Here is a 23,873-nt window from a genome sequence, read left to right as displayed (position 1 = left end):
CGGGACCCGAACGGATCTGGCGGACCCGGAGACGATATGGATGCCGCCGTGCACGAGACCCGCTTGCACCGATGTACCGGGGCTGCCGTGCACGGTGTTCGCGGTCCGGTGGTTGTCGATGTCGGTCACAGGGGATGCATGTCGGCGTCGAAACGCTTCTCGTACTCGGGAAAGGGGACAGCCCGGTGCAGGGCCCGGTCGCGTACCGCGTTGGCCCGGACGATCTCCTGCGGGTCGCAGACCAGTTCGGGGGTGAGCATGGTGCCGTCCGGGGCGTAGTTCATGCGCACCAGCCGCTCGGAGTCGAAGAGCCAGTAGTCGTGCCGCGGGATGCCCTCGGGCCAGGTGTCCTCGGTGACGGGGAGGATGTTGACCTCCTCGCCCGCTTGCACGCTGGAGCGGTAACCCCACACCGATGCGAACCGAAGGTAGTCGGTCAGCGGTTCGACGACCACGTGGACCCGGCTGAACCGTCGGCTTCCGCCGACGAGGCGCGCCCAGGACTCGTGCGACTCGGACGTGATGACCTCCCCGTCCTCAGGAATCGGCGGAACGCCTCTTTCTCGTAGCCCACGTCGTAGACCTGGAGGGTCTCCAGCCGGAACGCCGTGTACCGGCAGTCCTCGAAGAATCGGTCGAACTCGTCCCCGCCCACAGGCCGGGAGCGGACACCTGCCAAGGTCACGCGTCCCTCCGCCGGAAGCGTTCGACGGCGGCGAGGACGATCTCGGGGGAGATGCGGACCGCGGTCTCGCCCGGCAGGGGATCGACCAGCTTCGCGAAGTCGGCGTCGTCGAGGCCGGCGTCCTGGACGACGAAGTCCCCCGTATCGCTCAGGTAGACGGAGGGGCAGCCCTTGTTCACCGACTTGTCGTCCTCGGCGAGCAGTTCCAGTTCCATGGCTCTCCGTTCGGGCCCAGTAGAACGTTCCCAGGCCTTCGAAGCTAACACGGAACCCTTGCGCCGTAGGGCTTTCGGTCACATCTGGTCTCAGCCCTCCACGTACCTTCGCCGTATCCGTTCCACTTCGTCCCCATCGTTCTCACGCGACGCGCGAACCAGCCGCTTGACGTCGGCGGCGGCGAGCGCGTCGAGCAGGACACGCATCTGGTCTGTGTCATGCGGATCGGTGCGTTCCCCGGCGTCGTTCATCTCTTCCCTCCCACATGTCTCCTACCCCAACCGGTCGGACGTACGGGGTAGGACGGCCCTCTCCGGTTCGTTCGCGTCCGACCGCGGTCGCCCGGTGCCCGGAGCGGCCGTGGGGAACGAGGCCCTTCCCGTACCGTGGTCGGCGGGCCCTCCTCCAGTGAAGCGCATCCGCCTCCTCCTCAGGAGCCCGTCCGCCCGGACGGCCCGTGCAAGGCGAAGCCCCGCATCCGGCCCCACCTGCGGTGCTGCGCGGTCGGAGGCGTAGCATTCGCCGCGCGTCCGGGGCCGGTCGGTCCCCGGCGCACGTACCGGCACCCGTGTGGAGAGGCCCACCATGGACGAACAGCCCCGTACGACGGTCTTCCGCGACCTGCGCCCCCTGGGCGGCGACCCCGTCGACCTGGTCGTGGTAGACGGAAATGTGGCCGCGGAAGCCGAGGGGGAGACGGCCGTCGTCGACTGCGGTGGGTTGATCGCCCTGCCGACCCTGGTCGACGCCCACATCCACCCGGACAAGACGACCTGGGGCGAGCCCTGGCACTCCCGGAGCCCGGCACAGGGCATCGCCGGGTTCGGGGCCCAGGACGCCGAGCTCTTCCGGACCTCGCCCACGCCGGTCGGCGTCCGCGCGGAGCGGCTCATGGCCCACGCCGTCACCCGGGGCACGCGGGCCATGCGCGCGCACGCCGACGTCGCGCCCGTCTACGGGCTCGAGGGCCTGGAGGGGGTCCGGCGGGCGGCGCGCAACCTGGCGCACGCCCTGGACGTCCAGACCGTCGCCTTCCCGCAGCACGGTGTCCGGCGCTCGCCCGGGACCGACAGCCTTCTGGAGGAGGCCGTCAGGACGGGGCTCGCCGACCTGGTCGGCGGCATCGACCCGGAGGGCTTCGACGGGGACCCCGACGGCCAGCTCGACCTGGTCTTCGACATCGCGGACCGCCACGGCGTCGGCGTCGACATCCACCTGCACGACCGCGGCGACCTGGGCGTGCGCACCATGGACGCCGTCATCGAGCGCACCCGCGCTCTCGACATGGGCGGCTCCGTCACCGTCAGCCACGCCTTCTGCGTGGCCCAGGCGGGTGACGGCTTCGACCGGCTGGCCGCCCGGATCGGCGCCGCCGGAATCTCCCTGACCACGGTCGCCTCCGACGCGGCCCGGGTCCTGCCCGCCGCGCGCCTGCGCGAGCACGGTGTCCGCGTGGGCGTCGGCTCGGACGGTGTCCGCGACTCCTGGAGCCCCTTCGGGGACGCGGACATGCTCCACCGCGCCCACATGATGGCCAGGGCGCTGAGCTCGCGCCTGGACGGGGAGCTGTCCGACGCCTACCTCACCGCCGCGCACTCCGGCGCGGAGGTGGTGGGGCTGCCCGCCGCCGACCTGGCCGTGGGCTCTCCCGCCGACTTCCTGCTGGTGGACGGGGAGTGCCTGCCGCAGGTCGTGGTGGACCTCCCCCGGCGCCGGACGGTCGTCCGTGCCGGGCGCGTGGTCGCCCGGGACGGACGCCTGGTCTGACCCGGGCGCGGCCGGGGGCGCCGGTCCCCGGCCGTCAGTAGAGGTCGTCCAGGGTCCGGAGGAGGGCGCGGAACTCACGGGCACGGCGGGAGGTCATGCGGTGGGCCACGGCCTCCAGCAGGACGCGGGCCTCGTGGGGGTCGCCGCAGCACTCCCATACGCCGCAGCTGTCGTCGCGCTCCTCCCACAGCCGGTGGTACGGGGAGCGCACGAACCGCCGCCAGATCCCGACCAGCTCGCGCGTCCACCCCGGGGACATCTCCGGGTGCCGGTGTTCGAGCCGCGAGATCTCGGCCATCGCGGGTCCGGAGAGGCCGTCGATCGCGGTGTGTCGTCGCCGTTCCCGGGGCGGGGCCCCGGAGCGGACGTCTCCCGGCCGCCTACGCGGCACGGTCCTCTCGGCTGTTGTGCATGGGACGGATTGTGCCAGAACCCCTGTCTCCGTGGCCAGACCCGTGTTCCATGCGTAGTTGCACGGCTACCCGGAATGCGCTTTCCGTGTTAGGTTCCGGACTCCTGGGAGCGCTCCCTGTCCCCGCTCACCCCTCCCGGGACGCAGACGTCCCGGAGTTCGCACAGGAGAAGCACCGATGACACCCACCCCCACCACCGGAGGGCGCGGCCGGACCCGCGCCGCCGGACCGCGACGACGCGCCCGCCGCCTCCTGCTGAACGCGGCGCTCGCCGCCGGCCTCGCCCTGGGAACGGCCGCCGCGGCCGTTCAGGCGCCGGCCGCACCCGAGCCCCACGACATCCGGAACGCGGGCAGCGACCGAAGCACCGCGGCCGCCGCGTGCGGCGACAGCGGCTTCGACGCCGAGGCCTACCTGCTCGGCTCCACCTGGGTCGCGCGCAACGGCGGCACCGTCCTCTACGAGGGCGGTGACATGCTCACCGCCATGCGCACGGCCGTCGGCAGCCTCACCCCCGGCCGCTCCTCCCAGGAGCGCGTGGTGGTGTGGCAGTCGGGCACCGTCCCGGGCAACGCCTCGCTCGACCTGCCGAGCCACACCTCCCTGGAGGTCTGCGGCACCATCCACGTCTCCGGCGCGGTCGCCGCGGACCACGCCCCGGTACGGGTGCGCAACGCCCAGAACGTCTCCGTGCCCCACCTGTCGGTCACCGGCGCCCCCTACTTCGGGGTCTTCGTGCGGGGCTCCCAGCAGGTGCACCTCGGCCAGATCGACCTGCGCCTCTCCTCGGGCCTGGGCATACGCGTCGACAGCCGGGGCAGCGACGCCGTGCGCACCACCCGCGACATCACCATCGACGACGTCTACGTCTCCGGCACGAACAACCACGGCGTGGAGACCTACAGCGTCGACGGGCTCACCATCGGCACCGTCACCGCCCGCGACACCGGGTACTCCGGTCTGCTCCTCAACAACACGGTCAACGCCGACGTCGGCCTGGTGGACGCGGTGGACGCCGGAACGGGCACCGGCTACGCCGCCTTCCGCATGGCCAACCGCAACGGGCGGATCGGGAACGGGTACCCGGACAACATCCGGGTCGGCGAGGTGCGCGCCCGGGGAGGCGGCCGCGGGATCTTCTGCGTCTCCGAGAGCGGAGGCGCGGTGATCGAGCGCGTCGACATCGCGCAGACCGGGAGCAATGCCGTCCTGGTCGAGAACTGCCACAACGTCACCATCGCCGAGGACGGCGGGACGATCGCCGGTCCCGGCGACATCCGGATCGCCGCCCGCTCCGAGTTCGCCAACACCTCGGACATCACGTTCGAGAACCTGAGGCTGGTGAACACCGCGCTCAACGAGAACCCGTGCGCGGCGGGCACGGTCGTCCGGAACATCACCTGGGACAACAGCCGGGACAACACCTGCTGATCCCGTCCGGCGACGACGCCGGGGGCCCGCCGGACCGCTCCGGACGGGCTCCCGGTCGCGCCCCGGGCCGTCTATCCTTCTACGCACTCGACGCCCGGCCCCCGTCGGGCGCGGAACGGAGGAAGCCGAGCCCGTGAAGACCATCGCGACCGTCACCCCCGACGACGTGCTCCGGCGCTTCCGCGCCACCCACCCCGTGAGCGACGAGGTCTCCCGGCGCACCAACGAGTACGCGGAGGGGATCCTCGACCTCGCCTCCCGCCAGCTGGGCGGCACGTGGCACAGGGTCGCCCTGGACCGCGAGGACGTCCTGGCGACGGTCCTGCCCTGGCACACGGGGGAGGGCGGCGAGCTGGTGCTGGTCGACCCCGAGGGGACGACCGTGGCCGACGCCGTGGACACCCTCTCCTCGTGGGAGGGCCGCTACATCGAGAGCAACCCGGTGTGCTGGGGGAAGCTGGCCTGGCACGCCGCGGCCGACCCCAGTCCCGTCTTCCTGAGCTCCTCGGCCGTGGACCACCCCTACTACGAGAGGCTCGAACGCACGGACGCCCTGACCCACCTGGACGGCCTGCACCGCATGCTCGCCTGGGCGCTCTGGGGGCGGCTGCCGGACGGGCCCCGCCTGGAGGCCTACGTGGCCGGCCCCCTGTAGGCCCACGGCCCCGACGGCGCGGGTGCGCGCACGCGCCCCCGCGCGCCCTCCCCGGCCCGTGCCCCCCTCGGGCCCGCACCCCGCTCCCGGAGCCCCGGGGGCAGGGCCCAGCCGTCGCCTCCCTCCTCCGTCGCCCCGGCGCCCTCCGGCCGGGCACGGGTCAGGGGCAGACCGAGGCCAGGGAGCGTGCCAGGGCCGCTGCGCCGACCCGGTCGAGCCCCCGCTCGTCCGCGACCTCCCGGGTGCTCCGGGCGAGGTCCGCCCCGCAGTCCGGCGAGCGCAGGGCGGGGCCGGCGTCGGCCAGCGCACGCACCAGCTCGGGGGTGAGCCGGTCCAGTTCGGCCCGGACCCGGGAGAGGTCGGGTTCCGTTCCCGGCCCGCCGCCGGGGTCCGCGTGCCATCGGGCGTGCAGGCTCCGCTGAACCGTCTTGTTCGCCTCGATCTGGTCGCGCACCACCGCCGCGACGGCCTCCGGCTCCACCCCGAGCGCCGACGCGTGGCGCTCGGCCGCGGCCAGGACCTCCCTCTCGCGTTCGGGGGAGTCGACCGGGTCGCCGCTGTGCCACTTGGCCGCCGCCACGGGCAGGGCCGTCGCGAGCCGGTCGGCGGACAGTTCCACGACCGCGCCCGGCCCCACGGCACGGGTGGAGCCGGCGGCGGGACAGGCGAGCAACAGGACGGCCAGCGGGACGGCCACGGCTGGGCGCACGGCGGATTCCTTCGGACGGTTCTGGCGGGGACCCCTGGAGTGTATCCGTGCGTGTTCGTCCGCATGCCAAGAGTGACCGGCCGTGGTCGAACGTCCATGGAGGACAGCGGCGCCCCTCGCGCGGGTCAAGGACTGGAGGCCGGGAAAAACTTCTGCTCAATTCTCGGCCTCGGCCCGTTAGCGGCTCCCTTTCACGGCTCTTCCCGCAGGCCACGAGGGGTAGGGGTGAGGTCGTACGAGGCCGGGACACCCGGTGTTCCGGCAGGGGACCGCAGAGAAGGGGAGGGACCATGGCACGCGACCGCGCACCCGGAGATCTCATCGGACACCACGTCCTGGACGAGGAGGGCCACAACGTCGGCAAGATCAAGCAGGTCTACCTGGATGACGAGACGAACGAGCCGAGCTGGGTGTCGGTCGAGACCGGCCTCTTCGGCCGTAACGAGACCCTCGTGCCCCTCCAGGGCTCCCGGCCCAAGGAGGAGGACATCCAGGTGCCCTTCGACAAGTCCACGGTGAAGGACGCCCCGAACATCGACGCGGACAGGCACATCTCCCCTGAGGAGGAGCGGCTGGTCCGCGACTACTACGCCCGCCACGGCAGCGCGGACGCCTCCGGCGGCGAGCGCGCGGGCGGCGTTCCCCCGGCGGGCATGGGGGACCGCGCCGGCACGGCTGGTACCGCGGGAACCGCCGGGGCGGCCGGCGACACGGGCCGGCCCGAGGCGGACGACATCTCCATGGTCCGCTCCGAGGAGCGTGTGGACATCGGTGTGGAGCGCCGCGAGGCCGGCCACGCCAGGCTCCACAAGTACGTGGAGACCGAGCAGTACGACGAGACGGTCCCGCTCCATCACGACGAGCTCCAGATGGAGCGCCGTCCGGTGACCGACGAGACCAGGGCCGACGACGCCGGGGACATGCACGAGGAGGATCAGACCTTCACGCTCTACGAGGAGCGGCCGGTCGTCTCCAAGGAGCGCGTGCCCGTCGAGGAGGTCCACGTCCGCAAGCGCGACGTCACCCGTGAGGAGCACGTCCAGGGTGAGCGCCGCAGGGAGAGGATCGAACTGGAGGACGAGGACGGGGAGCCCTCCGGCTCCTGACCGGAGCCGGGGCCGAGCGGTTCCGACCGAGGGCGGGGTGTCGTCCCCGGGCGCGGCCCGGGGACCGCCTACAGTCGCTCGTGTCGGTCACCGGCACGGAGGGGGAGTTCCATGACTGACCCGGGTGACGCGGGCGGGGAGAACACGCAGGGGGAGGACGCCGGACGGGGGGCCGGGAGCGAGCAGGTCGAACCGCGCGGGCGCGAGGCGGGCCCCGGGCGCGGCCACACCGTCGTGGTGGGCGCCGGCATGGCCGGACTCGCCGCCGCGGACCGCCTGGCGCGGGAGGGGGAGCGCGTCACCGTCCTGGAGGGCCGCGACCGCACCGGCGGGCGCATCCACTCCGTGCGCGACTGGGGCGGCTCCACGACGCTGGACGTGGGCGCCTCCTGGATGCGGGGCGAGGAGAACAACCCCCTCGCCGACCTGGTCAACGAGATCGGTCTGCGCACCGCCGTGTTCAACAGGTCCACCGAGACCGCCTACGACCCCAAGGGGCGGAGGCTGCTCTTCGACCGCCACCGCCGCAACATGGAGGACGTCCACCTCCTCCAGGAGCACATGTACTGGGGGACCGTGGGCGCCAACCCCCAGGAGTCGATGGAGGAGGGCATCAAGCAGGCCCTCTACGACGCCAACCTGGTGCGCGCCCGTGCCCGCGACGCCGACGAGATCGTGCACCGCATCGCCGAGAGCGACCACGGCGCGGACGCGGAGGAGATCGCCTTCTCCGCGGTCGCCGCCCGGCACGAGTTCAGCGGTGACGACGTGGTCTTCCCCGACGGGATGGACCGGATCACCGACCACCTGGCGCGCGGTCTGGACGTGCGCCTGGAGCACGTCGTGCTGTCGGTGGGCCACAGCGGCGACGGCGCCAGGGTGCGGGTCGACACCCCCGAGGGGGAGAGGACCCTGACGGCCGACCGCGTCCTGGTCACCGTGCCCCTGGGCGTCCTCAAGGCCGGGCAGGTCGGGTTCGACCCCCCGCTGCCCCAGGAGAAGCGGGACGCCGTCGAGCGCCTGGGCAACGGCAGCCTGGAGAAGCTGTTCCTGCGCTTCGACGAGGTGTTCTGGGGCGACGCGGAGGTCATCGTCCACCTGGGCGCGGAGGAGGGCGCCTGGTTCCACTGGTACGCGGGCCAGCGGGTCCTCGGGGCGCCGGTCCTGGTCAGCCGCAACGGCGGCAACGCGGCCCGGTTCCTGGAGGGGAAGGAGGACGGCGAGGTGGTCGAGCACGCGATGGCCACCCTGCGCGGCATGTTCCGCAAGGCGCCGGACCCGGTGGACCACCTGGTGACCCACTGGGGGGACGACCCGTTCGCGCGGGGCGCCTTCTCCTACACGGCCGTCGGCTCGGGCGACGCGGACCGGGTGGCGCTCGACAACCCGGTGGGGGACAGCCTGTTCTTCGCGGGGGAGGCGACCGAGATCGAGCACACCGCCACGGTGCACGGCGCCCTGCTGTCGGGCCGCCGCGCGGCCGACCGCATCCTCACGCTCTAGCGGCCCCCGCGGTGTCCGGGGGAGCGGCCGCGCCGGGGGAGGCCCATGCGGCCGGGAACCCCGGGGGAGGCCCCTTCGTTGGAACCCGTGGGAGGGAGCGGGCGCCGTGGCCGGAGGCGGCCGGATACGCGTCCGTGCTTTCCGAAACAGACACTGCGCTGGTAAAAGGCCCAAAACGTACACGGTACGATTGGCGGACGATCGTCCCTCGGGCCACGTCGGGGCCGTCGGCCCCCGTGATGGCGGGAAACGACCCACCCGCCCGTTATCGTGGGCGCCATGGGGCGATCCGCGGAAGATGGCAGACTCGAGGCGGGGGGCGATGTGGCCAGCCCGGCGGTCAGTGACCGCATCTGGACGGTTCCCAACCTGCTGAGCATGCTCCGGCTGTTGGGCGTGCCGCTGTTCCTCTGGCTCGTCCTGGTACCCCAGGCCGACTGGTGGGCGCTGCTGGTGCTCGGCTTCGCCGGGCTCAGCGACTGGCTCGACGGCAAGATCGCCCGCGCCTGGAACCAGACCTCGCGCCTGGGCACGGTCCTCGACCCGCTCGCCGACCGGCTCTACATCTTCGCCGCGCTGCTCGGCCTGGTGATCCGGGACATCGTCCCGTGGTGGCTGATGGCCATCCTCGTCCTGCGCGACGTCCTCATCCTCGGCGCGCTGCCGCTCCTGCGCCACTTCGGCTACGGGCCCCTCCCGGTGAACTTCGCCGGGAAGGCCGCCACGCTGTGCCTCCTCTACTCGTTCCCCCTGCTTTTCATCGCGGGCTACGAGTCCACCGTGGCGGATGTGGCGAGAATTATAGGTTGGGCCTTCGCGCTCTGGGGAACTGCTCTCTACTGGTGGGCCGGACTGCTCTACGCCGTACAGGGCCTGCGCCTGATGGCCCAGACCCGCCGCGACGAAAGCGCTGATCACCACGGGGACCGACCGGTCGCCGGAGACAGCGACCACGTCCGCGGCCACGACACGGATCGACCCGATCCAGCCACATCGGCGGCCGCTGACGGCGATCCTGGAGCGGTAGCCGAAGGCTCGGACCGGCCGAGCCGCCCGGATCAGGGACGGACCGGACCCTGATCCACCGACGGACCGGCTCACCGCGAGTCCTGTCGGATCGAAAGGGAGTGTCGTCTCCGTCATGAGAACATGTCCCACCGCGCGCCACGGCGCGCGCTCCGAGAACCCGTCCCCCGCCGCGTCCTCCCACGGCACCGTCCTACGGAGGCACCGGCGATGAGCACCCACGAGGAAACCCCGGAGAGCGCTTTTCAGGCGCCTCCCATGAAGGCCGTCGTGATGGCCGGCGGCGAGGGGACCCGCCTCCGCCCCATGACCGCCAACCAGCCCAAACCCCTGCTTCCGGTGGTCAACAAGCCCATCATGGAGCACGTGCTCCGCCTGCTGCGCAAGCACGGTTTCACCGAGACCGTGGTCACCGTCCAGTTCCTGGCCACCCTCATCCGCAACTACTTCGGGGACGGTGAGGAGCTCGGGATGAAGCTCCACTACGTCGCCGAGGAGGTCCCCCTCGGCACCGCGGGCAGCGTCAAGAACGCGGAGGAGCACCTGCGCGGGGAGCCGTTCATCGTCATCTCCGGCGACGCGCTCACCGACATCGACCTCACCGACATGGTGCGCTTCCACAAGGAGAGCGGCGCCAAGGTCACCATCGCGCTCAAGCGGGTCCCCAACCCGCTGGAGTTCGGCATCATCATCGTCGACGAGCAGGGCCGGATCCAGCGCTTCCTGGAGAAGCCCACCTGGGGCCAGGTCTTCTCCGACACCGTCAACACCGGCATCTACATCATGGAGCCGGACGTCCTGGACCGGGTCGCCGAGGGGGAGGTGGTCGACTGGTCGGGCGACGTCTTCCCCCAGCTCCTGGAGGAGGGCGAGCCCCTCTACGGCTACATCGCCGACGGCTACTGGGAGGACGTGGGCACCCACGAGAGCTACCTGAGCGCCCAGGCCGACGTGCTGTCCGGCAAGGTGGACGTCGACATCGACGGCTTCGAGGTCTCTCCCGGGGTGTGGGTCGGCGAGGGGTCGGAGGTCCACCCCCGCGCGATCCTCAAGGGCCCGCTCTTCATCGGCGACTACGCCAAGGTCGAGGCGGGCGCCGAGCTGCGCGAGTTCACCGTGGTCGGCAGCAACGCCGTGGTGCGGTCCGAGGCCTTCTGCCATCGCACGGTCCTGCACGACAACGTCTTCGTCGGCCGGGGCGCCAACCTGCGCGGCTGCGTCGTCGGCAAGAACACCGACGTCATGGCCGCCGCCCGGATCGAGGAGGGGGCGATCGTCGGCGAGGACTGCGTCATCGAGTCCGAGGCCTACGTCAACGCCGACGTCAAGGTCTACCCCTTCAAGACCATCGAGGCCGGCGCGGTCGTCAGCACCAACGTCATCTGGGAGTCGCGCGGGCAGCGCTCGCTGTTCGGCCCCCGCGGCGTGTCCGGGCTGATCAACGTCGAGATCACCCCCGAACTGGCGGTGCGCCTGGCCAACGCCTACGCCACCACCCTGAAGAAGGGCGCGCTCGTCACCACGTCCCGTGACGTGTCCCGGGCCGCCCGGACGCTCAAGCGCGCGGTGATCAGCGCGCTCACGGCCGCCGCCATCGACGTGCGCGACCTGGAGGTGGTGCCGCTGCCCGTGGCGCGCTTCCACACCTCCCAGAGCGGGGTCAGCGGAGGCATCACGCTCCGCACCACCCCGGGCGACCCGGAGTCGGTGGACATCCTCTTCCTGGACGGGGGCGGGGCCGACCTGTCGCCGGCGGCCCAGCGCAAGCTCGACCGGGTCTTCTCCCGCGCCGAGTACCGCAGGGCCTTCCCCGGGGAGATCGGGGAGCTGACCTTCCCCTCGCGCGGTGTCGAGAACTACTCGCACGACCTGCTGCGCTCGGTCGACACCTCGGGGGTCGCCGAGGCCGGGCTCAAGGTGGTCGTCGACTGCGCGGGCGGCAGCGGCTCGCTCATCCTCCCCTCCCTGCTGGGGCGGATCGGCGTGGACGTCCTCACGGTCAACAACCGGCTCGACGAGGCCTCGCCCACCGACACCGTCGCCAAGCAGAACCGCGACCTGGAGCGGCTGGGCGAGCTCGTCTCGGGGTCGGGAGCCGACTTCGGGGTGCGCTTCGACCCCGTGGCCGAACGGCTGGCCATCGTGGACGGCAACGGCGAGCTGGTCGACAACGACCGCGCCCTGCTGGTCGTCCTGGAGCTGGTCTGCGCCGAGCGCGGGGGAGGCCGGGTGGCGCTTCCCGTCACCACGACCCGGGTCGCCGAGACGGTGGCGGCCGCGCACGGGGTCGAGGTGCACTGGACCGCCACAGCCACGGGCGAACTCACCAAGGCGGTCCAGAGCGGGGGCGAGGACGTCGTTCTGGCCGGGGACGGCCGGGGCGGTTTCGTCGTCCCCGAGTTCAGCCCGACCAGCGACGGCATCGCCGCGTTCGTCCGGCTGCTGGGACTGGTGGCCAGGGACCGCCGCTCGCTGAGCCAGATCGACCGGGCGATCCCCCAGGCGCACCTCCTGCGCCGTTCGGTGCCCACCCCCTGGGCGGTCAAGGGGAGCGTCATGCGCGCCGTCGTGGAGGCGGCTGGGGACCGTCGGCTGGACACCACGGACGGCGTCCGCGTCCTGGAGTCCGACGGCAGCTGGGCGCTCGTCCTCCCGGACACGGCGGAGGCCGTGACCCATCTTTGGGCCGAAGGTCCCGACTCCGACACCGCTCACCGCCTGCTGGACGAGTGGGCGGCCGTGGTCGAACGGGCCGAGGGCTGACCGGTGCGACGCGCGGGCGAGGGCGGTCCCCCCGTCCCCGCCCGTGCGTCGCGCCCGGGGCGGTCACGGCCCTCCGGGCCGCCCTTTTGAGGGATAAAATGGACATATCACCAGGTTGAGGCCGTCCGATGACGGCAGTGCGAATCCGTGGGGGTTCACCGAGAACCAAATCCCCCGGAGGAGCATCAGCATCAGGACAGGTGTTTCACTGTCCCGAGGCCGGCCACCGGTGGAGGCGGCGCCCCGGGCGCCGGGTCCACCGATCCCCGCGCCGCACGAGCGGCCGGGGCGCCTACGGCAGGCCGAGGAGGAGCGAAACCCTTCCTGGACAGGGATATGGTTTAAAGTCGAGTGTTCCCTGGAGCGCCGCGTCGCCCACCGGACCGGGTATCCCGGCAACGGCGGACACCCTGACCGGGGGTGACGAGGAGTACGACACGGGGGATGAGACCTAGCGACCGACCGTGTGAGGCGCACCGCTGCCGCGACAGCGAACCGCCCCACCACGTGCCGGGCGACGTGTGGACCAGGTGTCCGCGCGGGACCCGGGGCGTGTCACCGATCAGCCGAATCAAGCACCGCCCCGTGCGGTAGGAGGCCGAGCCGACCTATGTCGAGCGTTTACTGCACGCAGTGCGGTCACGCCGTTGCGGATGATGCCCGTTTCTGCTCCCACTGTGGAACCCCCGTCCGCAGGGCCGAACAGCAGGGCCCCCGACCCGGTTCGGGTGGGGACGCCGCCGGAGACGTCACGTCCACCATCTCCATCTCGGGGATACAGGCCCTGGAGGAGGAGGAGTCCGGCGACGAGCTGGGCGGTGACGACCCCGCCAACGCCGACGCCCTGCCTCCGGGCACGGCGCTGCTCGTTGTCAGGCGTGGCCCCAACGCGGGAAGCCGCTTCCTGCTGGACAGCGACGTGACCACCGCCGGACGGCATCCCAACAGTGACATCTTCCTTGACGACGTCACCGTGTCCCGACGCCACGTGGAGTTCTTCCGCCGCGGCGACGGGTTCGGCGTCCGCGACGTGGGCAGCCTCAACGGCACCTACGTCAACCGTGAGCCGGTCGACGAGGCCCAACTCGGTGGTGGGGACGAGATCCAGATCGGCAAGTTCCGCATGGTTCTGCTGACCAAGCCGCGCCGCTGAGGGGTCGCTGACCACGGACGACGGCGGCGGGTGGGCCGATGAGGTTTGCGGCCCCCCGCCGCCGGAGAGCTTTGTAACGAAGGGTGCCGATTTCGCCTTCGGGTCCTGAATCCGACGGCGGTCAGGTGACGAGCGCCCATCCGGTATGACGACGCGTGGGACGGAGCCGCTGTGAAGCACATGGAGGTTGTCGGCGTCCGGGTCGAGATGCCCTCGAACCAGCCGATAGTCCTGCTCAAGGAATCCGAGGGGGACCGCTACCTGCCGATCTGGATCGGCGGCGTGGAGGCGACCGCGATCGCGCTGGCGCAACAGGGCGTCGCGCCGGCCAGGCCGCTCACCCACGACCTGTTCAGGGATGTCCTGGACGCCCTGGACACCGGCCTCACCACGGTGAACATCACCGGTCTCAGCGACGGCATCTTCTACGCCGAGCTGGTCTTCAGCAACGGCGTGGAGGTCAGCGCCCGCCCCTCCGACTCCATCGCCCTCGCCTTACGCACGGGTGCGCCGATCTACGCCCACGAGGACGTGATCGCCGAGGCCGGGATGCCGATCCCGGACGAGCAGGAGGACCAGGTCGAGGCGTTCCGGGAGTTCCTGGACAACATCTCGCCCGAGGACTTCGGCAGGAAGGCCGAATAGACCGCTGCGGGGTCCGTGCGGCGAGGGCTCCGACCAGCGTGGAAGCAGAAGGGACACAGCTGCGACCTGCGGCTTTGTCCGACGTGCCGGTGATAGATTGGGCTGGGGAAGTGACCGTGGCGGTCAGGGCCGAAACCCGTGGAGGCGCACAGGGCGCCTCCGGGCGGGCCCCGGGGCACCAACGGCGCGCGCACTTGGCGACGCGCCGGGTCCTGTCGTTGACGCTGCCGGTCGGTAGTCCTACCGTCAGTGCAGTGGAACCCGCGGCGCACCCATCCCCTGAGTGGATATCCCCTGTCGAGGCCGCCGCGGGACGAGAAGCCGGAGGTCGGCGTGGCGGTAGCGAGCGGCAAGCGGAATCCCCATGACAGGCGGTCCGCGCTGCGGCTAGCGGGGCAGCAGGGCCTACTGTGCGAAGAGGACGTGGTGGCGCGGCCTATGGACGTCGGGTATCGGGGCCCAGCGGCGTGTACCGCCGCCGGGATCACCTACCGTCAGCTCGACTACTGGGCGAGAACCGGCCTGGTCGAGCCGAGCGTGCGTACCGGAGCCCAGAACGCCCCCCTGTACAGCCTGCCCGACATCCTGATGCTCAAGGTGGCCAAGCGGCTGCTGGACACGGGCATATCGCTGCAGCAGATCCGGACCGCGGTGGACCACCTGCGCGGACGCCCCGCCCCCGACCTGGCCCGCATCACCCTCATGAGCGACGGCGTCAGCGTCTACGAGTGCACCTCCCCCGACGAGGTCGTGGACCTCATGCAGCGCGGCCAGGGCATGTTCGGCCTGGCGCTGGCCCACGTGTGGCGTGAGCTGGAGGAGGCACTGGGCGTGGTCCCCGACGAGGAGCGGACCGAGCTCCCCTCCGCGCCCCCGCCGGTGGACGAACTCGCCAGGCGGCGCAGGGAGCGCCGGACGGGCTGACCCCGGGGACCTCCGGGCATCCACCGGTGTCGCCCGCGCGCGCCGGAGCAGGCAGGCATTCGAGAGCCGTTCCCCGACCGTGCCGTGCCCGGCCCGTGCCCGGGCGACCGCGGGCCTGCGGTGTGCCCGGGGGCCGAGCAGGGAGCGGCCGCCCGACCGGTCCGCCGTCGAGGCCCCGGGCGCGGGGACCCGGCGCCCGAGGCCGCCCCGTCGGCGGCGGGGACCGTTCCGGCGACCGCACCGGCAAGGCAGGGGTGTACGCGGCCCCCCCGACAGGTGGCGGACCCCTGTGCGCACCGGTGCGCACAGGTGGCCGAAACGCGTGGGCGGGCTCTGCGCCTGCGGTGATGATCGAGTACCGTCGTACTCACAACAGGGACGAAGGGTGGAATTCGCCCTGTCCCCACATGCGTACATAGCGTCAGCAGGCTGTCAATACCGCGCGGGAGAGACCCCGACAGGGGCGCCGACGGGGCAATACTCCCCAGTAACCTCTCAGGCACCACGGACCGCGCGGAGGAGGCCGCTCTGAAGCCGGGGCACGTCCGTGCCCGGTGACAGAGGGGGAGACCGTGAGGAACACCGCCGAGTTGACTCGGCCCTGTCACCAGGAGGTCTCCGTGCCCGATCAGCCCGTGAACACCCCCGGCGCGCCCGCCCGGGTGTTCGCCGACCGCCACATCGGCCCCACCCCGGCCGAGATCCAGGAGATGCTCAAGACGGTCGGCCACGGCTCCACCGCCGAGCTCATGGCGGCGGCCGTACCGGAGTCCATCCTCACCGGCCCCGGCAGCAGCGCCCCGCTCGCCCTCCCCGACGCGATCGGGGAGGCCGAGGCCCTGGCCGAACTCCGCGACCTGGCCGCGCGCAACGACGTGCGCACCTCCCTGCTCGGCCAGGGCTACTACGGCACCTTCACCCCGCCGGTCATCCTGCGCAACATCATGGAGAACCCGGCCTGGTACACGGCCTACACGCCCTACCAGCCCGAGATCTCCCAGGGCCGCCTGGAGGCCCTGCTCAACTTCCAGACCATGGTCTGCGACCTGACCGGCCTGCCGGTCTCGGGCGCCTCCCTGCTGGACGAGTCCACCGCGGCGGCCGAGGCCATGACGCTGGCCCGCCGGGCCTCCAAGAGCAAGGCCGACGTCTTCGTCGTCGACGCCGACGTCTTCCCGCAGACCCTCCAGGTCCTGCGCACCCGCGCCGAACCCCTGGGCATCGAGGTCGTCGTCGCCGACCTGACGCAGGGCCTTCCCCAGGGCGACGCCTTCGGCGTCCTCGTCCAGTACCCGGGCTCCGGCGGCGCCGTGCGCGACCCGGGCGACGTCATCGCCGCGGCCCACGAGCGGGGGGCCCTCGCGGTGGTGGCCGCCGACATCCTCGCCCTGACCCTGCTGCGCAGCCCGGGCGACCTCGGCGCCGACATCGCGGTCGGCTCCACCCAGCGCTTCGGCGTCCCGCTCGGCTTCGGGGGCCCGCACGCCGGCTACATGGCCGTCGGGGAGAAGCTGCGCCGCCAGCTGCCCGGCCGCCTGGTCGGGGTCTCGGTGGACAACGCGGGCAAGCCCGCCTACCGGCTCGCCCTCCAGACCCGGGAACAGCACATCCGCCGCGAGAAGGCCACCAGCAACATCTGCACCGCGCAGGTGCTCCTGGCCGTCATGGCGGGGATGTACGCGGTCTACCACGGCCCCGACGGCCTGCGCGCGATCGCCCGCCAGGTGCACACCCGCACCGCGGCGCTGGCCGACGCCCTCGTCGAGCGCGGTTTCGAGATCGTCCACTCCGCCTACTTCGACACCCTGCGCGTGCGCGTGCCCAGCGCCGCCCGCGTCGTGGAGACCGCACTGGAGGCCGGGTACAACCTCCTCCCCGTCGACCAGCACACGGTCGGCGTGAGCGTGGACGAGACCACCTCCGTGGCCGACCTGGAGGCGGTGCTGGCGGCCTTCGGCGAGGCCGAGCGGGGCTCCGCCAAGGGCCTCCCCGACGTGGACCCGGAGGCCGCACGCCTCCCCGCCGAGCTGGCCAGGGAGGTCGACTACCTCGCGCACCCGGTGTTCAACACCCACCGGAGCGAGACCTCCCTGCTGCGCTACATGCGCCGCCTGTCCGACCGAGACCTGGCCCTGGACCGCACGATGATCCCGCTGGGCTCGTGCACCATGAAGCTCAACTCGACCACGGAGATGGAACCCGTCACCTGGCCCGAGTTCGCGGGCCTGCACCCGTTCGCGCCGATCGACCAGGCCGCCGGGAGCATGACCGTGATCCGCGACCTGGAGGCCTGGCTGGCCGAGGTCACCGGCTACGACGCCGTGTCCCTCCAGCCCAACGCCGGGTCCCAGGGCGAGTTCGCCGGACTGCTCGCCATCCGGGGCTACCACCGCTCGCGCGGCGAGGCCCACCGCGACGTGTGCCTCATCCCCAGCTCCGCGCACGGCACCAACGCCGCGAGCGCCGTGATGGCGGGTATGCGCGTGGCCGTCGTCGCCTGCGACGACAACGGCAACGTCGACCTGGACGACCTGCGCGCCAAGACCGCCGAGCACGCGGACGACCTGGCCGCGATCATGGTCACCTACCCGTCCACGCACGGTGTGTACGAGGACACCATCACCGAGGTGTGCCGCCTGGTCCACGAGGCCGGCGGCCAGGTGTACGTCGACGGCGCCAACCTCAACGCGCTCCTCGGCTGGGCCAAGCCGGGCGAGTTCGGCGCCGACGTCAGCCACCTCAACCTGCACAAGACGTTCTGCATCCCGCACGGGGGCGGGGGCCCGGGCGTGGGGCCGGTCGCGGTCCGCTCGCACCTGGCCGGCTTCCTGCCCAACCACCCGGCCCAGTCCGAGGCGGGCCCGCACACGGGGGTGGGCCCGGTGTCGGCCGCGCCGTTCGGTTCGGCGGGCATCCTGCCCATCTCCTGGGCGTACGTCCGGATGATGGGGGAGGAGGGCCTGCGCTCGGCCACCGAGGTCGCGGTCCTGTCCGCGAACTACCTGGCCAAGCGGCTGGAGCCGTACTTCCCGGTCCTCTACACCGGTGCGGGGGGCCTGGTGGCCCACGAGTGCGTCATCGACATCCGCCCGCTCCAGAAGGCCAGCGGGATCAGCAACGAGGACGTGGCCAAGCGCCTCATGGACTACGGGTTCCACGCCCCGACGATGTCCTTCCCGGTCAACGGCACCCTCATGGTGGAGCCGACCGAGAGCGAGAACCTCGCCGAGCTGGAGCGGTTCGTGGAGGCGATGATCGCGATCCGCGCCGAGATCGACCGGGTGGCCGGCGGGGAGTGGGACGCCGAGGACAACCCCCTGCGCAACGCCCCGCACACCGCCGAGGCGGTCACCGCCGAGAAGTGGGAGCACGGCTACACCCGGGCCGAGGCCGCGTACCCGCTGCCGTCGCTGCGCACGGACAAGTACTGGCCGCCGGTCGGCCGTATCGACCAGGCCTACGGCGACCGCAACCTGGTCTGCTCCTGCCCGCCGCCGGAGGCCTTCGCGATGTAGGCGAGCGGGACGGACGAGGGGCGCCGGTCCGCGGACCGGCGCCCCTCCGCGTGCCCGGGCCGGGTGCCCCCGGAAGTGAATCTACGTCGTAAAGGCGCCGCATGGACAAGCGCCCCGTCCGGTGAGGGGACGAGCACCGGACCGACATCCCCACAGGGCCGCCGCCTCCGGGCGTGAGCCGCGTTAGAGTTGCGGCGACCCGGTCCCGCGTCCCGCCGCGAGACCCGCCGCCCCCATGGAAAGCGGAAGCAATGACCACGACGTCCGGACATCCCGCACGCTCTGGCCCCGCCGACCCGCCCCCGGCCGCCGATCCCCAGGACACCGGGGAGACCGACGCGGTCTCCGCCCAGGACGCCGCCGACGTGTGCGACCAGGCCCAGGACCTCGCCGAGAACGGCCACCTCAAGCGCGCCGCCAAGCTCTACCGCAGAGCCGTCGCCGCTGACCCGCACCCGCGGGTGCTCGCCCGAGCCCTGCTGGGCCTGGCCGTGGTCGAGGATCAGCGGGGGGACCTCCCCGCCTCCCGTGAGGCCGCCCGCGGGGCGGTGGCCACCGGCGACCCCCGGTACGCCCCGCGCGCCGCCTACCACCTCGGCCTGTCCCTCGAACAGGAGGGCGAGCACGTCGAGGCCGAGGGCGTCTGGCGCAGGCTCGTCGACCTGGGGGACCCCTCCTACGCCGCCGTGGCCCACTACGGTCTGGCGAGGTCGGCGGAGGACCGCGGGGACCCCGGAGCGGCCGAGGAGCACTGGGAGGCGGCCCTTCGCCTTCCGCGCGGCTCCGCCCCGCTCGGCCGCCTGCACGCGGCCACCGTCGTCGAGGCGGCCAGGGACCTGGCGGGCCGCCTGCTCGGCCGGGGGCTGCCGGGCGCCGCCTCCGCGGCCGTCGAGCGGGGGCTCTCGGTCGCGGACGACCCCGGCCTGCGCCTGCTGCGCGCGGCGGCCCACCTCGAACACGCCATCGCCGACGTCGGCGCGATCGTCGACCCGGGCGAGGGGGAGCGGGACGCGCCCGCCCCGGACGCGGGGACCTCGGCCTCGGCGGTGGAACTCCTCGCCGGGCTGCTCGCCCTGCGCGGGGAGCCCGACGGCGCCGAGCGGGTCTGGCGCGCGGGCCTGGGGGACGGGGACCCGGAGACCGCGCACGAGGTGCGCCGTCGGCTGCGCCGGGGGTTCGCCGCCCCGGAGGACGAGGGGGCGGGCCCGTGGTGGGAGCCCTACCTGGAGGAGGCCGCGGCGACGGCCACCGCCCCGGCGCTGGCGGGGGAGCTGTTCGCCGTCATCACCCGGATGCACGCGCTGCTGGCGCTCCCGGTGGTGGAGGGGGAGTCGCGCGCCGACGCGCTGCGCGCCGCCATGGAGCAGGCCCTGCGCACCCCGAGCGGCCTGGTGTGGGGCGCCGACGTGCACGCCGACTTCCGGAGCCGGCTGCGGGAGGCGATGGGGGGAGAGGACGTCCTGCCCGAGGGCTGGCCCGACCTGTGACACGGAACCGCCCGGGGCTCGTCGCCTTCCGGGCGGGTGTGCGTCGGCCGGGGACCGCGCCGGCGGTGGCCCGGGGCCGGCGGCGGGCGGTGTCGCCCGCTTCCGGTGCGTGGGCGGGACGGGTCCCTGGCCGTGTTCCCCGGTGTGCGGGGTCAGGCGGCCACGCGGGGCCGGTGCGGGGCGACAACCGCCCCGTCGGGCAGCAGTTCGCCGGTGTCGTCGAAAAGGACGACCCCGTTGCAGAGCAGGCTCCATCCCTGTTCAGGGTGGCTGGAGACGACCCGTGCGGCTTCGCGGTCGGTGTCCTCGAAGGACGGGCAGGCGGGTTGGTGGCTGCACATGGGACAGGCCTTTCGTTCCAGAAGAGCTCGTCGTTGAGCTGACGCCAACTTTAGTGGCTCACATCACATGCTTGCTCTGGTTTAGGCCCACCGCAGTGGTCCCGGTGTCGTCGTCCGCTCTCACACGGTGAGATACCCGCAGGCAGGCAATGGTTCCGGTGTGTCCGGCTCCGGCCAGAACGGTTTCAGTATCCGCCGCGCGTTCGGCGTGCCGCTGGACGGCTGCGCATCCCCGCCCCGGCGAGCCCGCCGCGCTGGAAGGCCCGCACCAGCTCCCCGCCGAGGTTGACCCCGGCGCCCAGCGCCAGGCCCACCATGACCGCCTCCACCACGCTGAGCAGGCCCGACACCGCCGTGCCCTGGGTGATCTCGATCAGTCCCCGGTACAGGATGCTGCCCGGGAGCAGCGGCGCGATCGACGGGACCAGGTACGGCAGGACCGGGCGTCTCGTGCGTCTGGCGAGCCAGTGCCCCACGACGCCCACCGCGACGGCGCCGGCCATCGTGCCCACGACCGGCGGCACGTCCAGGAGCGAGCGCAGACCCGCGTAGATCACCCAGATCATGACGCCCAGGGCCCCGATCGTCGGGAGCATCCGGGGCGGGACCGCCAGCGAGATCGCGAACGCCATCGCGATCCCCGCCGCGCCGATCAGGACGGGGACCTCCAGGGAGGTGCCCGCCGAGGGCAGGCTGTCGAGGTCGACCGGCACGCCCAGGCGGATCGCCGTGTAGGCCACGGCGCCCACCCCCGACACGATCGCGCCCAGGATGAAGAAGGTCTCCAGGAGGCGCGCCGCGGACGACACGTAGCTGCCGCTGATGCCGTCCTGGAGGCTGGACACCAGGGGCCGCCCGGGGAGCAGGGCCATGATGTTGCCGGTGATGATCGCCGCGGCCTGCAGTCCCAGGTCCAGCGTGGTGCTCACCCAGAGCAGGGCCACGCCGATGGTCGCCGCGACCACCGCAGCCGCGGCCATCTGGTAGAACTCGGCGACGCCGCGCCGGGCCAGGAACACCGCGGTCCGGTCGCCCAGCACGGTGGCGAGGAACGCGGCGGCGGCCACGACCAGGCCGCCGCCCATCATCACACTGGCGCTGGAGGCGATCAGGCCGAACCCGAACACGATCACCCAGTTCGGGTACGGCATGCGGGCACGCCGGATCTGGGACAGCCGGGCGGTGGCGTCCTCCAGTTCCAGCAGCCCCAGCGCGGCCTGCTGCACCAGGGTGTGCAGCTCGTTGACGCGGAAGTAGTCCAGGGAGCGCCGGCGCACGACCCGTTCGCCGGTGACGGGCGGCTGGTCGCCGCCCGGGTGGGTGGACAGGGTGATCGTGGTGAAGGTGACCGACACCTCGGACCGGGGCAGTTCGAAGGCGACCGAGAGGCTGAGCATCGACTCGCTGACGGCCTCCGTGCCCTCGCCACTGGCCAGCATGAGCTCGCCGACGCGCAGGACCAGGTCCATGGCCCTCGCGTCGGGCAGGTTGACGGCCTCGTTGTCGTCGAGGCCGTCCGGGGTCAGTTCCCGTTCGTGTTCCGCCCGCCAGTCCCGCATCCTGCTGAGCAGGCGGTCCTCGCTCGGGGGGACCGGTCGCTCCCGCTTGCTTGGCATCCCTGTTCTCCGTTCCCTCCCCGCCTGTACCCCGTGGTGGTCGGCGCGTCGATCACAACCCCAGAGGGGACGCAGTCCGGACGTGTCGGGTTCGCCTGGAACAGGAGCGGGCGCCGGTGAGTTCGATCACCGGCTCATCCTGTCAAGGCGGGATGGACTCCGACAGCGACGCGCCGGGGCCCGCGGGGCGGGTGGCCCGGTGCCGCGGCGCGCCCGGACGGCACCGTGCCTCAGCCGTCCCCGTCGGGCCGTCCGGGCCTGACGAGTCCGTGTTCGTAGGCGTAGACCACGGCCTGTACGCGGTCCCGCAGTCCCAGTTTGGTGAGGATGCTGCCCACGTGCGACTTGACGGTCGTCTCGCCCAGGACGAGGTGGGCGGCGATCTCGGCGTTGGACCAGCCGCGCGCCACCAGCCGCAGGACCTCGTGCTCGCGGGCGGTCAGGGCCGCGGCCGGGGCCTCGTCCCCGGCCGCGGGGGGCAGCAGCGGCGTGAAGCGGTCCAGGAGGCGGCGCAGGACCGGTGGGGCCACGACCGCGGCGCCGCTCGCGACCACCTCCACGGCGGTCACGAGATCGGCGGGCGGGGAGTCCTTGAGGAGGAACCCGGTCGCGCCGGCGCGCAGGATCTCCACCACGTACTCGTCCAGGTCGAAGGTGGTCAGTGCCAGGACCCGCACGCTGTGTCCCAGCGGCTGGGCCCAGGACGTGATCCGGCGGGTGGCCTCGACCCCGTCCATGCCCGCCATGCGGATGTCCATGAGGACGACGTCGGGGACCAGGGTCCGGGCGGCCCGCACCGCCTCGCGGCCGTCGGAGGCCTCCCCGACGACCGACAGGTGCGGGGCGGACTCCAGGATCATGCGGAAACCGGCGCGGACGAGGGGCTGGTCGTCGACCAGCAGTACAGAGACGGGCACACGGCCGATTGTGCCTCATCGGGGGGCTTGTCCGGTCCCCGCCGTCCGGGGCGCGGCGGGCGGGGCCGGGCCGCGGCCGGTCAGGCGGTGGGCAGCGGCGGCGGGGTGCCGCCGAACTCGGGGCACAGGGCCTGGTGCTCGCACCAGCCGCACAGCTTGCTCTTGCGGGGCGCCCACACGCCGGTCCGTCCGGCCTCCTCGATCCGGGCCCAGATGCCGGAGATCTCCTCCTCCGCGGCCCGGAGCTCGTCCTCGGTCGGGTCGTACCAGCGCACGGCCCCGTCGCCGCCCAGGTAGACGAGCTGGAGGCGGGTGGGGACGACGCCGAGGTCGCGCCAGATCATCACGGCGTAGAAGAAGATCTGGAAGCGGGCCTTGTCCTCGAACCTGGGGTGCGGGGACTTGCCGGTCTTGTAGTCCACGATCCGGATCTGTCCGGTCGGGGTGACGTCGAGGCGGTCGACGTAGCCGCGCAGTTTGAGCCCGGTGGGCAGGGCCACGTCCAGGCGCATCTCGCGGTCGCGGGGCTCCAGGGCCGTCGGGTTCTCCAGGTCGAAGTAGCGGCGCACCAGGTCGCGGGCGGACTCCAACCAGGTGTCGCGCTCCGCCTCGTCGGCGAAGAGCTCATCGACCTCGGGCTTCTTCTCGCGCAGAGCGGTCCACTGCGGGTCGACGAGGGCGGCGGCGTTGTGCGGGGTGCGCGACTCCGCGGGGAGTTCGTAGAGGCGTTCGAGGCAGGCGTGGACCAGGGTGCCGCGCAGCGCCGCCGCGCTGGGAGCCTCCGGGAGCCGGTCGATGGTGCGGAACCGGAACAGCAGGGGGCACTGGAGGAAGTCGGAGGCACGCGAGGGCGAGAGGGCGGACGGAAGGGGCGCGGTGGTCATGGGACGAGCCTATGAGAAGGTCGCGACAGGCCGGGCGCGGTAGCCCCGTACCCTGGGGACGTGACCACCGGTAGTGAGCCCTCCGCGCCCAGAACCCGCGACCGCGCCAAGAGCAAG

At 72.6% G+C, this 23,873-nt stretch carries 20 protein-coding genes, 1 pseudogene and 1 riboswitch; of the genes and pseudogenes, 12 read left to right on the top strand and 9 right to left on the bottom strand.

Features of this window, described 5'->3' with window-relative positions; all coding sequences use genetic code 11:
* Positions 1-125: 125 nt before the first annotated feature.
* The 3 genes and pseudogenes from OUQ99_RS31610 to OUQ99_RS20255 all read right to left on the bottom strand — a co-directional run bounded on the left by OUQ99_RS31610 (position 126) and on the right by OUQ99_RS20255 (position 1,152).
* Positions 126-655: pseudogene (locus OUQ99_RS31610) on the bottom strand (DUF6879 family protein).
* Positions 656-681: 26 nt separating this feature from the next.
* Positions 682-900, bottom strand: a complete 219-nt coding sequence (locus OUQ99_RS20260) for a hypothetical protein (RefSeq protein ID WP_267945360.1) — start codon at positions 898-900, stop codon at positions 682-684.
* A 90-nt stretch (positions 901-990) separates the two neighbouring features.
* Positions 991-1,152 (bottom strand): hypothetical protein, encoded by a 162-nt coding sequence (locus OUQ99_RS20255; protein ID WP_267945359.1) that lies wholly within the window; start codon positions 1,150-1,152, stop codon positions 991-993.
* A gap of 334 nt (positions 1,153-1,486) precedes the next feature.
* On the opposite strand from OUQ99_RS20255, the gene OUQ99_RS20250 reads away from it, so the two are divergent.
* Complete coding sequence (locus OUQ99_RS20250; RefSeq protein WP_267945358.1) at positions 1,487-2,668, top strand: amidohydrolase; 1,182 nt, start codon at positions 1,487-1,489, stop codon at positions 2,666-2,668.
* Positions 2,669-2,702: 34 nt separating this feature from the next.
* Here OUQ99_RS20250 and OUQ99_RS20245 read toward each other — a convergent pair whose 3' ends face one another.
* The gene (locus OUQ99_RS20245) at positions 2,703-2,966 is read right to left on the bottom strand and encodes a hypothetical protein (RefSeq protein ID WP_267945357.1); all 264 of its coding nucleotides are present in this window, start codon (positions 2,964-2,966) and stop codon (positions 2,703-2,705) included.
* A 292-nt stretch (positions 2,967-3,258) separates the two neighbouring features.
* Here OUQ99_RS20245 and OUQ99_RS20240 point away from each other — a divergent pair, with 292 nt between their 5' ends.
* Together OUQ99_RS20240 and OUQ99_RS20235 are read left to right on the top strand one after the other, a co-directional pair.
* The gene (locus tag OUQ99_RS20240) at positions 3,259-4,512 is read left to right on the top strand and encodes a right-handed parallel beta-helix repeat-containing protein (protein ID WP_267945356.1); all 1,254 of its coding nucleotides are present in this window, start codon (positions 3,259-3,261) and stop codon (positions 4,510-4,512) included.
* Positions 4,513-4,645: 133 nt separating this feature from the next.
* Positions 4,646-5,167 (top strand): DUF6309 family protein, encoded by a 522-nt coding sequence (locus OUQ99_RS20235; RefSeq protein ID WP_267945355.1) that lies wholly within the window; start codon positions 4,646-4,648, stop codon positions 5,165-5,167.
* 160 nt (positions 5,168-5,327) lie between these two features.
* On the opposite strand, the gene OUQ99_RS20230 is transcribed toward OUQ99_RS20235, so the two are convergent.
* Positions 5,328-5,876 (bottom strand): chorismate mutase, encoded by a 549-nt coding sequence (locus OUQ99_RS20230; RefSeq protein ID WP_267945354.1) that lies wholly within the window; start codon positions 5,874-5,876, stop codon positions 5,328-5,330.
* A gap of 290 nt (positions 5,877-6,166) precedes the next feature.
* Here OUQ99_RS20230 and OUQ99_RS20225 point away from each other — a divergent pair, with 290 nt between their 5' ends.
* The 9 genes from OUQ99_RS20225 to OUQ99_RS20185 all read left to right on the top strand — a co-directional run bounded on the left by OUQ99_RS20225 (position 6,167) and on the right by OUQ99_RS20185 (position 19,998).
* The gene (locus tag OUQ99_RS20225) at positions 6,167-6,982 is read left to right on the top strand and encodes a PRC and DUF2382 domain-containing protein (RefSeq protein WP_267945353.1); all 816 of its coding nucleotides are present in this window, start codon (positions 6,167-6,169) and stop codon (positions 6,980-6,982) included.
* A gap of 111 nt (positions 6,983-7,093) precedes the next feature.
* Positions 7,094-8,485: a flavin monoamine oxidase family protein gene (locus tag OUQ99_RS20220; RefSeq protein WP_267945352.1), complete on the top strand. Its 1,392-nt coding sequence runs from the start codon at positions 7,094-7,096 to the stop codon at positions 8,483-8,485.
* A gap of 324 nt (positions 8,486-8,809) precedes the next feature.
* Positions 8,810-9,565 (top strand): CDP-alcohol phosphatidyltransferase family protein, encoded by a 756-nt coding sequence (locus OUQ99_RS20215; RefSeq protein ID WP_267950432.1) that lies wholly within the window; start codon positions 8,810-8,812, stop codon positions 9,563-9,565.
* 204 nt (positions 9,566-9,769) lie between these two features.
* Positions 9,770-12,274 carry a mannose-1-phosphate guanyltransferase gene (locus tag OUQ99_RS20210; protein WP_267950431.1) on the top strand — a complete coding sequence of 835 codons (2,505 nt, stop codon included), beginning with the start codon at positions 9,770-9,772 and terminating at the stop codon, positions 12,272-12,274.
* 610 nt (positions 12,275-12,884) lie between these two features.
* Positions 12,885-13,427, top strand: a complete 543-nt coding sequence (locus OUQ99_RS20205; RefSeq protein ID WP_267945351.1) for an FHA domain-containing protein — start codon at positions 12,885-12,887, stop codon at positions 13,425-13,427.
* A gap of 171 nt (positions 13,428-13,598) precedes the next feature.
* Positions 13,599-14,072, top strand: a complete 474-nt coding sequence (locus OUQ99_RS20200; RefSeq protein WP_267945350.1) for a bifunctional nuclease family protein — start codon at positions 13,599-13,601, stop codon at positions 14,070-14,072.
* 438 nt (positions 14,073-14,510) lie between these two features.
* On the top strand, positions 14,511-14,996 hold the full coding sequence (locus tag OUQ99_RS20195) for a MerR family transcriptional regulator (protein ID WP_267945349.1): 486 nt from the start codon (positions 14,511-14,513) through the stop codon (positions 14,994-14,996).
* 433 nt (positions 14,997-15,429) lie between these two features.
* A riboswitch (glycine riboswitch) is annotated at positions 15,430-15,518 on the top strand.
* 98 nt (positions 15,519-15,616) lie between these two features.
* A complete protein-coding gene (gcvP, locus tag OUQ99_RS20190) occupies positions 15,617-18,511 on the top strand; it encodes an aminomethyl-transferring glycine dehydrogenase (protein WP_267945348.1) in 2,895 nt (964 codons plus the stop codon).
* 251 nt (positions 18,512-18,762) lie between these two features.
* A complete protein-coding gene (locus tag OUQ99_RS20185) occupies positions 18,763-19,998 on the top strand; it encodes a tetratricopeptide repeat protein (protein WP_267945347.1) in 1,236 nt (411 codons plus the stop codon).
* A 152-nt stretch (positions 19,999-20,150) separates the two neighbouring features.
* Here the strand turns inward: OUQ99_RS20185 and OUQ99_RS20180 are convergent, their stop codons facing one another.
* From OUQ99_RS20180 to OUQ99_RS20165, 4 genes are all read right to left on the bottom strand, one after another.
* On the bottom strand, positions 20,151-20,339 hold the full coding sequence (locus tag OUQ99_RS20180) for a DUF5999 family protein (protein ID WP_267945346.1): 189 nt from the start codon (positions 20,337-20,339) through the stop codon (positions 20,151-20,153).
* Between the two features lie 185 nt (positions 20,340-20,524).
* The gene (locus OUQ99_RS20175; protein WP_267945345.1) at positions 20,525-21,955 is read right to left on the bottom strand and encodes a threonine/serine ThrE exporter family protein; all 1,431 of its coding nucleotides are present in this window, start codon (positions 21,953-21,955) and stop codon (positions 20,525-20,527) included.
* A 230-nt stretch (positions 21,956-22,185) separates the two neighbouring features.
* Complete coding sequence (locus tag OUQ99_RS20170) at positions 22,186-22,872, bottom strand: response regulator (RefSeq protein WP_267945344.1); 687 nt, start codon at positions 22,870-22,872, stop codon at positions 22,186-22,188.
* A gap of 80 nt (positions 22,873-22,952) precedes the next feature.
* Positions 22,953-23,756 (bottom strand): RecB family exonuclease, encoded by an 804-nt coding sequence (locus OUQ99_RS20165; RefSeq protein ID WP_267945343.1) that lies wholly within the window; start codon positions 23,754-23,756, stop codon positions 22,953-22,955.
* Between the last annotated feature and the right edge of the window lie 117 nt (positions 23,757-23,873).

Origin of the sequence: Streptomonospora nanhaiensis (genome assembly GCF_026642255.1) — a bacterium.
Lineage (GTDB): Bacteria > Actinomycetota > Actinomycetes > Streptosporangiales > Streptosporangiaceae > Nocardiopsis > Nocardiopsis tropica.
The sequence above is the reverse complement of the archived record's forward strand: the minus strand, read 5'-3'. Positions and strand labels throughout refer to the sequence as shown.

Coding starts and splice junctions, on each gene's coding strand:
- OUQ99_RS20245 (WP_267945357.1), bottom strand. CDS start 2,966: ATGGCCGAGATCTCGCGGCTCGAACACCGGCACCCGGAGATGTCCCCG.
- OUQ99_RS20240 (WP_267945356.1), top strand. CDS start 3,259: ATGACACCCACCCCCACCACCGGAGGGCGCGGCCGGACCCGCGCCGCC.
- OUQ99_RS20220 (WP_267945352.1), top strand. CDS start 7,094: ATGACTGACCCGGGTGACGCGGGCGGGGAGAACACGCAGGGGGAGGAC.
- OUQ99_RS20260 (WP_267945360.1), bottom strand. CDS start 900: ATGGAACTGGAACTGCTCGCCGAGGACGACAAGTCGGTGAACAAGGGC.
- OUQ99_RS20255 (WP_267945359.1), bottom strand. CDS start 1,152: ATGAACGACGCCGGGGAACGCACCGATCCGCATGACACAGACCAGATG.
- OUQ99_RS20210 (WP_267950431.1), top strand. CDS start 9,770: ATGAAGGCCGTCGTGATGGCCGGCGGCGAGGGGACCCGCCTCCGCCCC.
- OUQ99_RS20195 (WP_267945349.1), top strand. CDS start 14,511: ATGGACGTCGGGTATCGGGGCCCAGCGGCGTGTACCGCCGCCGGGATC.
- OUQ99_RS20225 (WP_267945353.1), top strand. CDS start 6,167: ATGGCACGCGACCGCGCACCCGGAGATCTCATCGGACACCACGTCCTG.
- OUQ99_RS20180 (WP_267945346.1), bottom strand. CDS start 20,339: ATGTGCAGCCACCAACCCGCCTGCCCGTCCTTCGAGGACACCGACCGC.
- OUQ99_RS20165 (WP_267945343.1), bottom strand. CDS start 23,756: ATGACCACCGCGCCCCTTCCGTCCGCCCTCTCGCCCTCGCGTGCCTCC.
- OUQ99_RS20250 (WP_267945358.1), top strand. CDS start 1,487: ATGGACGAACAGCCCCGTACGACGGTCTTCCGCGACCTGCGCCCCCTG.
- OUQ99_RS20185 (WP_267945347.1), top strand. CDS start 18,763: ATGACCACGACGTCCGGACATCCCGCACGCTCTGGCCCCGCCGACCCG.
- OUQ99_RS20205 (WP_267945351.1), top strand. CDS start 12,885: ATGTCGAGCGTTTACTGCACGCAGTGCGGTCACGCCGTTGCGGATGAT.
- OUQ99_RS20175 (WP_267945345.1), bottom strand. CDS start 21,955: ATGCCAAGCAAGCGGGAGCGACCGGTCCCCCCGAGCGAGGACCGCCTG.